This is a genomic window from Myxococcus sp. CA023 (assembly GCF_010998615.1).
Classification (GTDB): Bacteria; Myxococcota; Myxococcia; order Myxococcales; family Myxococcaceae; genus Myxococcus.
Window position 1 is genome coordinate 1 of record NZ_JAAEAH010000148.1, and the last position, 7,207, is coordinate 7,207.

Here is a 7,207-nt window from a genome sequence, read left to right on the forward strand (position 1 = left end):
CTATGTCGGAGGGGTCCCACCCGTTCCCATCCCGAACACGGAAGTTAAGCCCTCCAGAGCCGATGGTACTTCGCGGGAAACCGCGCGGGAGAGTAGGTCGCTGCCGGATTCTTTTTGAGAAACCCCCGGTGTCCCTCGTGGACACCGGGGGTTTTCTGTTTTGGGCGTGTTGGGTTTCCGCACGTCACCGCGGGCGTTGGGCCAGGCGCCGCGCGCGCAGCCGGCGGCCCCCACCGTCAGCAGGGCCGCCGTGGTGGCCAGCACCAGCAGGTGCTCGGCTCGCGCCGCCCCGTGGTCTGCTACGGCGTCAAACAGGACGTGGGTACCACGCCCCCGGTGGTCCTCGAGGGACTTACCAGCGGGGAGCGCTTTGCCCTCACCGGGGGAGGGATAGGTCATGGAGTCATGGACCAATGCCCGCTCCCCTACAGGGGGGCCGTCCGGAGGTCCTCACCCTCGGCCGCAGCGGACTCACTGGATGGTCCGACACTGTCTCCGTCCGCTTCGACCGGCAAGGGCCACTGCTGGTGGCGACCTCCTCGAGCGAACGCTATCACTCGGCGAATCTGAGCCTGCTGGCGCAGCGTTCCAGCACGTTGAGCCATGAGGACTCGGAGTCCGGGGAGGAGGCCGGTTCCGAGGAGCGCCGTCAGTCCGAGTGCGCGGTGGTGCTCGCCCCGGGAACGGGGAGCCCCGCCGGCCATGCCCCGGTGTGGATGAGCTGGGGACGGAAGCACTGGAGCGGAAAGGAAGGACCTGAAGGCACACGCGTTGCGGCGCGGCAACACCGTGACGGTGGTGGCGCAGTTCCAGGACGACCACACGGTGGCGGCCACGGACACGAGTCCCAAAGCCATCCTCGGTGCAGACCACCTCGAGCTGTGGTGGAGCGAGCGAGGAGGCGTCCACTCCCGCCCGGTGCAACTGGGTGTGGCCCGCCCCCACGGGGGTCTCCCGGTGAGCACCTGGTTCCGCCGCCCCGGTCGGAGAGTACCGCTGCCCACCGTGCGGTGGGTGGCTCCCAACCAGGTGGAGGTGGACCTGCCTGTGGCCTGGGTGTTGCCGAAGGCCAGGAGCGAGGAGGAGGACCCGGTGGTGTAGCCCCTTGAAGAGTCGGACAGGCTCGTTCGGCTAGAAAGCGAGTCTGACCGATGGAGAAGACGACGAAAGAGGGCGCCCCTGGAGGGGCTGGGCAGGGGAAGAGCCGCCGCCGGTACTCGGCGGAGGAGAAGCTGCGCCTGGTGGCTGAGTGCGAGGCCTCGGGGAGCAGTGTGTCCCTGGTGGCCCGGAAGTACGGCATCAGCCCCAGCCAGCTGTTCCGCTGGAGGCAGCTGAAGACCGCCGGCGGCGAGTCAGGGCTCAATGCTGGCGAGGACGTGGTGCCCGCCTCCGAGGTGCAGGCGCTCAAGGCGCAGGTGCGCGAGCTGCAGCGGCTGCTTGGCAAGAAGACGCAGGAGGCGGAGATTTTGCGGGACGCGGTGGAGGTGGCCCGCGAAAAAAAACTGCTGTCGCCCGCGGCGTTGTCGAGCTTGCGAGGCATCCTGTGAGCGCCGTGGCCCGAACGCTTCGGGTGGCCCGCTCCACGCTGCACTGCCCTCTTTCCCCTCGAGAGCCCCGCTGCTCAGGCGCTGACGGAGACTCCGAGGCGCTCGCGGGCCTCAAGGCCGTGGCCCAGGAGCGTGCCACCTACGGGTACCGCCGGGCCTGCGCGCTCCTCAACCGTCAGCGCTGCAAGGAGGACAAGCCACCCGTCAACCACAAGCGGGCGTACCGCCTCATGCGGGACGCCGGGCTGCTCCTCCAGCGGCACACGGGCAAGCCCACGCGCACGCACGAGGGCACCGTCACCACGCTGAAGAGCGACCTGCGCTGGTGCTCGGATGGCTTTGAAATCCGCTGCTGGAATGGCGAGCGGGTACAGGTAGCCTTCTCGCTCGACTGCTGCGACCGAGAGGTCATCGCGTACCGTACCTCCGCGGAGTACCCCACCAGCCTGACCATCCAGGACCTGATGGCCGAGACGGTGGAGGCGCGCTTCGGCCCGGGCACCATACGGGTGCCGCACCCGGTGGAGTGGCTCTCGGACAATGGCCCCGTCTACACCGCGCACGACACGCGCGAGTTCGGCCGCTCCCTGGGGCTGTTGATGTGCACCACGCCCGCGTACTCGCCGGAGAGCAACGGCATGGCGGAGGCTTTCGTGAAGACCTTCAAGCGCGACTACGTGTACGTGCACGAGCTGCATTCTGCCGCCCACGTCCTGGCGCAGCTGCCAGCCTGGCTCGAAGACTACAATTCGGTGCACCCTCACAAGGGGCTCGGAATGCGCTCGCCACGCGAGTTTCGCGGGGCGGTGGCCGCAGGCGCCTGTCCAGCGGAGGTCGGCTGATGTCGTCAGGCTCCCCATCGATGCAGCTTGAACTCCGCAGCGCCCACGTGCCCGGCGAGGGCAACGAGCGTCGGCCCCTGGCAGCGCTTTGCGAAGATGAGCCTCACGTTCATGGTGAATTGGCGTGGACCATCGGCGAGCGACGCGTGCCGTGCATGGGCTTCTGGGGGCCGGACGATGTGTGCCTCGGGCAGTGGTGGGACGAACTCACCGGGGCCGTAGCGGCACTTTCCGACAGACAGCCCTACACCCTCGACTCGTGCGAGCAGGGCGACCCCGCCTTCCTCTTCGAGCGCACGGACGCGTCCCTCCACCTCTCCATCGTCGCCGGCATAGGTGGTGGCGCCCCGCATCCCGAGTGGCAGAACGCGGAGTTTGCCTGGGACGACCTGGGCGCAGCGCTCCGGCGCTTCAAGCACGACTTGCGGCAGCTTCTTGAGTTGAAAGGCCCGCCCACGTTGCCAGCGGAGTGGAAGAAGCGTTTTTCAGAACTGGTGTGACAGAAGTGCATAGTCGAGCCGCCAACCTGTCCGAACTTGACGGGGCAACTCCACCCGGGCGCGTCCACGGGGCTCCCTTCACCGTCGTCTTCTCCGACAGCGACGGGAAAGGACAGGAGACGCTCGTGTCCACCAGTGACCGGACCCCTGGGCCCTATCTCTACGGACTGCTAGCCATCGCTCCGGAGGGGAGACCGTTCCCCGCGCTCTGGTGGGGAGACCAGCACTGGAAGCGTGTCGGCAAGCGCACCACGCTGCGGAGCCTCGTCTGGTAGGTATCACCACCGTCGGGACGTCGCTCGTCCTCCAACACGCGGTGGGGGGCGGAGACGATACGCTCCCAGGGACGTCGCCGAGGAGGGCCGTAGACTGGGGCAGCCCGAGCCGTGCGCCCGGCCGGTGGAGAGGCCGTGCAGCCCCCTAGGGGTACACGCCGGCCCTAGCTACGCTCCTACGCGGTGCGCGGCAGGGGCCTGGCTCTCGTGACTGTGGCGGCTTGAGCCTCAACACCACGCGGCTTGCGGGGGCTCTCGCGCCGGGGCCTGGCGCGCACCTGCCGTGGGCATGCCCAGGTGCTCCAGAATCGCGCGCACCTCTCCCGTTTTCTTCACGTCCTCCGCACCCGCCGCCTGCCTCCACAGAGCACGCACGCGAACACGTCGAAGTCGAACGTCCTCCTGAGCAACTCCGCCCAGTCCACCGTAACTGTTCGCCGAGCTCCGTCGTGACGGAATGCCGCGCCCCGTGAGACCTCCCGTGGCCACACATCTGGGGGCGGGCCGTGGAGCTGGAGAAGGAGTTGGGGCAGTTCCGTCAGGAGGCGCAGGGGCTGATGGCCGGGCGGGGGAGTGGTTCATTGCCGTTTCCCGAGGAGCTACGCGCCTTCGCGGTGCGCTATGCGGAGCATCTGATAGCGGCAGGCGGGAGCATGGCGGATGCCGCACAGACGCTGGGCGTGCCGGAGCTGACGTTGTGTAAGAGTTCGCCGTGCCCTGTCTGGACACAGAGCTGGACCAACCGGGAGCGCGGCGATGGCAGCGGTCGTCAGTCCTGGCGGTATGGGAGCGTGATGGTGCCCGGGTTCTCGATCGCGGCAAGCGCTGCGCGGCGCTGGTCGTGGGCGGGGGCCTCCCCGCGCAGGCGCGCCGTCTCGATGGGGGAGTAGAAGAGATCGGCCACCTCGGGGCCTCGCTGGGACTCGCTGCCGTAGTGGTTCTTGCGACCCACCACCTTTGTCGCGAAGCTGCCGTGCGACGTAGTTGTTGGCGAGGGGCACCTCAGGGGCGCGCAGGAAGACGGTGAGCCCGTCCCACCGCTTCAGCGTGTACTTGAGGGCTTTGCGCAAGGCGCTGCCGGGATCGGCCCCCTGGGCCAGGGCCCACTGGCGGATGCGCTCCACCGCGGGGGTGGAGTGTCTTTGGCGCAGAAGAAGTTGCGACGCACGTAGGCCCAGCTCTCGTCTACCGCCGGCGGCGACAGCTTCGACCAGCGCGCGATGCTCAAGCCGCTACCATCGCGCCCCTACCAGCTGGCCTGCTGGAAGAAGGCGCAGGTGAATATCGACTACCACGTGGAGTTGGGGGGCCACTGGTACAGCGTGCCGTACACGCTGGTGGGCAAGCCGGTGGAGGTGCGTCACACGAATGGCTGCGTCGAAGTCTTCCTTGCGGGCCGCCGCGTGGCCAGCCATGTGCGCAGCGCGCAGAAGGGGCGCATCATCACCCAACCCGAGCACATGCTCGCCTCCCATCGGCAGCACGCCGAGTGGACGCCCTCGCGTCTCATCCGCTGGGCCGAAGGAGTAGGCCCCTCGTGCGCGAAGCTGGCTGAGTTCCACGGACTTGGTGGGCCTCTTGGCGGACGCGGCGTGGATGTACCGGGAGAACAAGAAGCTGAGTGCGCGCCTGCAGCACGCGAAGCTGCGCCAGCAGGCATGCCTGGAGGACATCGACTACACCCACGCCCGCGGACTGACGAATCCGCAGGTGCTGTCCACCTCGAAGCGGGGGCCAGGCAAGCACAACGTGCTGCTGACGGGGCCAACGGTGAGGGCAAGAGCTTCCTGGCGTGCGCTGGGGATGCGCTCCCCGAGGGAGGTTCGGCTCGCTGCTTCACCTCTCTGTCCCTGTCCGATTTGATGGGGGCCATTCCACAGCGCGTCCGGATGAGACAGAAACGAATGAACCGGCTCGTCGTGCGGTGAAAACCCCTGCTCGCATTCAGCCCCGTGGCCCAACGAGAGGAATAGTCAAGACCTATGGAGCGATCGGCGTGTCATGCGACGTGCTGCTCACCGCCCTCTGATTCGTCGGGTCGTTCGATGAGCGTGCCGTTCGTGAATACCGCGCCGGCACAGACCAGCGCGACGAGGTGGGGGGCGTTGACGGCCCGCCACCGGGTCTGTGCCGATTCGATGAGCTTGAACGCCATCGCGATACCGGCGGCGCGGGAGCCGGGGCCCTTGGTGACTCGCTGGCGAAGCCTGACGGTGGCGAAGGTGGACTCGATCGGGTTGGTGGTGCGCAGGCGGAGCCCGTGCTCGGCGGGGTCATCGTAGAAGGCCAGCAGCACGTCGAGGTCGTCGGTGATCTTGGCGGCCGCCTTGGGCCACCTGGTGCCGTAGTCAGCGGCGAACACGTTGGCTGCGGCTTGGGCGTGGTCCTTGTCCTCGGTGTTCCAGATCTCGGCGAGCGCCTTCTTCGCGCCCGGCTGGGCGGACTTGGGCAGCACGTTGAGCTCGTTGCCGAACTTGTGCCACCAGCACCGCTGGCTGCTCGCGAGTCTCGGGGAACACCTCGCGGACCGCGGACCAGAACCCCAGGGCACCGTCGCCGACCGCGAGCACCGGCGCGGCCATGCCACGGCGCTTACAGCCGCGGAGCAGATCGCGCCACGACTCGGTCGATTCGCGGTGCCCGTGGTCGAGCGCGATGAGTTCCTTGGTGCCGTCCGCGCGGACCCCGGGCATCACCAGCAGGCACACTTTGTCCTGTTCCAGCCGGACCTTGAGGCGGATCCAGTCGACCCAGCAGTAAACGTAGTCGGTCCCGGCCAGCGACCGCTTGTTGAACGTCGTCGCCTCGTCCTGCCAGTTCTTGGTCAACCTCGTGATCGTCGCCGCCGACAGGCCGTGGCTGGTGCCCAGGACCTGCGTCAACGCCGGACCGAAATCCGAGCTGGACAGGCCGTGCAGGTACAGCAGCGGCAGCACCGCGGCCACCCGCGGCGACTTGCGCGCCCACGGGGCAGGAGCTCCGACGCGAACCGTTTCCGCTCCCCAGTGGCCGGATCGATGCGCTTGTCGTTGACCCGCGGCGCCCGCACCGGCACCGGGCCCGCCGCCGTGAGCACCTCGCGTTCGTTGTGATGTCCGTTGCGGACTACCAGCCGGTGAGCATTCTCATCGACCTCCTCGGCATGGGCGTCGATAGGTTCTGAGCATTGCTCTCAACAAAGATCGGCTCCACGTCAGAACCCAAGCCAATCGCCCAGAGCGGTAGTGTCGCGTACTGGGATCTGTGCGGGGGGCGCAGCAGTGTCCGTCTCTACCGCGAGCGCCCCGTACGCAGCTGGCGCAGGCCGCCCACCGCCGGGAGGGCCGCGACGGTGGCCAGCACCAGCAGGTGCTCGGCCCCGCACGGGCCCCTTTGCCGCCGCGTCCACACCAAGCTGCACTGCAGGTGCGGAGCGGCGTCTGGTCTGCGCGCCGTGTCGCAGTGAACGTCCTTCGTCCGCCAAAATACGGAATATGGCGGTCAACGCAGCGGGTTGACAGAAAACGCGGTGGTGGTAGAAGCCGCGCCCCCGACGAAAAAGCCCGCGCACTGGCGCGGATCCGCTTTGAGTGGGTCGGTAAGAAAATACGGAATACGGCGGTCAACGCAGCGAGTTGACAGGAGACGCGGTGGTGGTAGAAGCCGCGCCCCGACGAAGAAGCCCGGAAGAAAGGGCGGACGAGTCGAGGGAGTCAACGAAGCAGCAGTTGACAGGGAGGGCGGCGAGGCGGTAGAGGCCGCGCCCCTCTGGAGGGAGGCAGCGGAAGCCACTGGGCGGCGCTGAAGACTCCGGAAGCCAGCAGGACGGCGAAAACAGCAGCTTGACAGAAGACGCCGAACTGAAATAGAAGCTGACAACCCGCCGGACGAAAAGACGGCGAGGCAGCAACGAAGAAGACGGTAGCAAAAAGTCGCTGGCAAGACAAGCGACTCGCTCTTTGAAAACCAAATAGCAAGCCCAAGAAGAAGCTAGATTGCGGAAACCGCAGTCAATTTCTTAAGACGGTGCCAGCCAGGTCGCGCTGCGAAGCGCAGCCGGCAGC

Annotated in this window: 6 protein-coding genes, 1 rRNA gene and 3 pseudogenes; 7 read left to right on the forward strand and 3 right to left on the reverse strand. The window is 67.5% G+C overall.

Translation table 11 applies throughout. The features are described 5' to 3' along the window. The 5 genes from rrf to F8M74_RS36625 all read left to right on the forward strand — a co-directional run. Nucleotides 1–109, forward strand: a 5S ribosomal RNA gene (gene rrf / locus F8M74_RS36600); the annotation flags it as partial. Between the two features lie 662 nt (nt 110–771). Next, nucleotides 772–1,101: a hypothetical protein gene (locus F8M74_RS36610; RefSeq protein ID WP_141258958.1), complete on the forward strand. Its 330-nt coding sequence runs from the start codon at nt 772–774 to the stop codon at nt 1,099–1,101. A 50-nt stretch (nt 1,102–1,151) separates the two neighbouring features. Further along, nucleotides 1,152–2,389 (forward strand): IS3 family transposase gene (locus tag F8M74_RS36615; protein WP_141258959.1). Its coding sequence is split into 2 segments (ribosomal slippage): nt 1,152–1,506 and nt 1,506–2,389, totalling 1,239 coding nucleotides; the frame shifts between segments, so codons are not numbered across the junction. A 20-nt stretch (nt 2,390–2,409) separates the two neighbouring features. Next, a complete protein-coding gene (locus tag F8M74_RS36620; RefSeq protein ID WP_141258960.1) occupies nt 2,410–2,889 on the forward strand; it encodes a hypothetical protein in 480 nt (159 codons plus the stop codon). 125 nt (nt 2,890–3,014) lie between these two features. After that, entirely contained in the window at nt 3,015–3,164 is a 150-nt protein-coding gene (locus F8M74_RS36625) for a hypothetical protein (protein WP_153881062.1), read from the forward strand. 769 nt (nt 3,165–3,933) lie between these two features. Here F8M74_RS36625 and F8M74_RS38325 read toward each other — a convergent pair. Next, entirely contained in the window at nt 3,934–4,116 is a 183-nt protein-coding gene (locus F8M74_RS38325) for a hypothetical protein (RefSeq protein WP_228560921.1), read from the reverse strand. Nucleotides 4,117–4,138: 22 nt separating this feature from the next. After that, nucleotides 4,139–4,378, reverse strand: a pseudogene (locus tag F8M74_RS38740) (transposase); the annotation flags it as partial. On the opposite strand from F8M74_RS38740, the pseudogene F8M74_RS38330 reads away from it, so the two are divergent. Beyond that, nucleotides 4,364–4,708, forward strand: a pseudogene (locus tag F8M74_RS38330) (IS21 family transposase); the annotation flags it as partial. The pseudogenes F8M74_RS38740 and F8M74_RS38330 overlap by 15 nt on opposite strands. 25 nt (nt 4,709–4,733) lie before the next feature. Then, a complete protein-coding gene (locus F8M74_RS36635; RefSeq protein WP_239005014.1) occupies nt 4,734–5,027 on the forward strand; it encodes an ATP-binding protein in 294 nt (97 codons plus the stop codon). Between the two features lie 136 nt (nt 5,028–5,163). Here the strand turns inward: F8M74_RS36635 and F8M74_RS36640 are convergent. Next, a pseudogene (locus F8M74_RS36640) lies at nt 5,164–6,318 on the reverse strand (IS256 family transposase); the annotation flags it as partial. Between the last annotated feature and the right edge of the window lie 889 nt (nt 6,319–7,207).

What these genes read in the sequence shown, in the direction of transcription:
- F8M74_RS36620 (WP_141258960.1), top strand. Translation starts at nt 2,410, where the DNA reads ATGCAGCTTGAACTCCGCAGCGCCCACGTGCCCGGCGAGGGCAACGAG.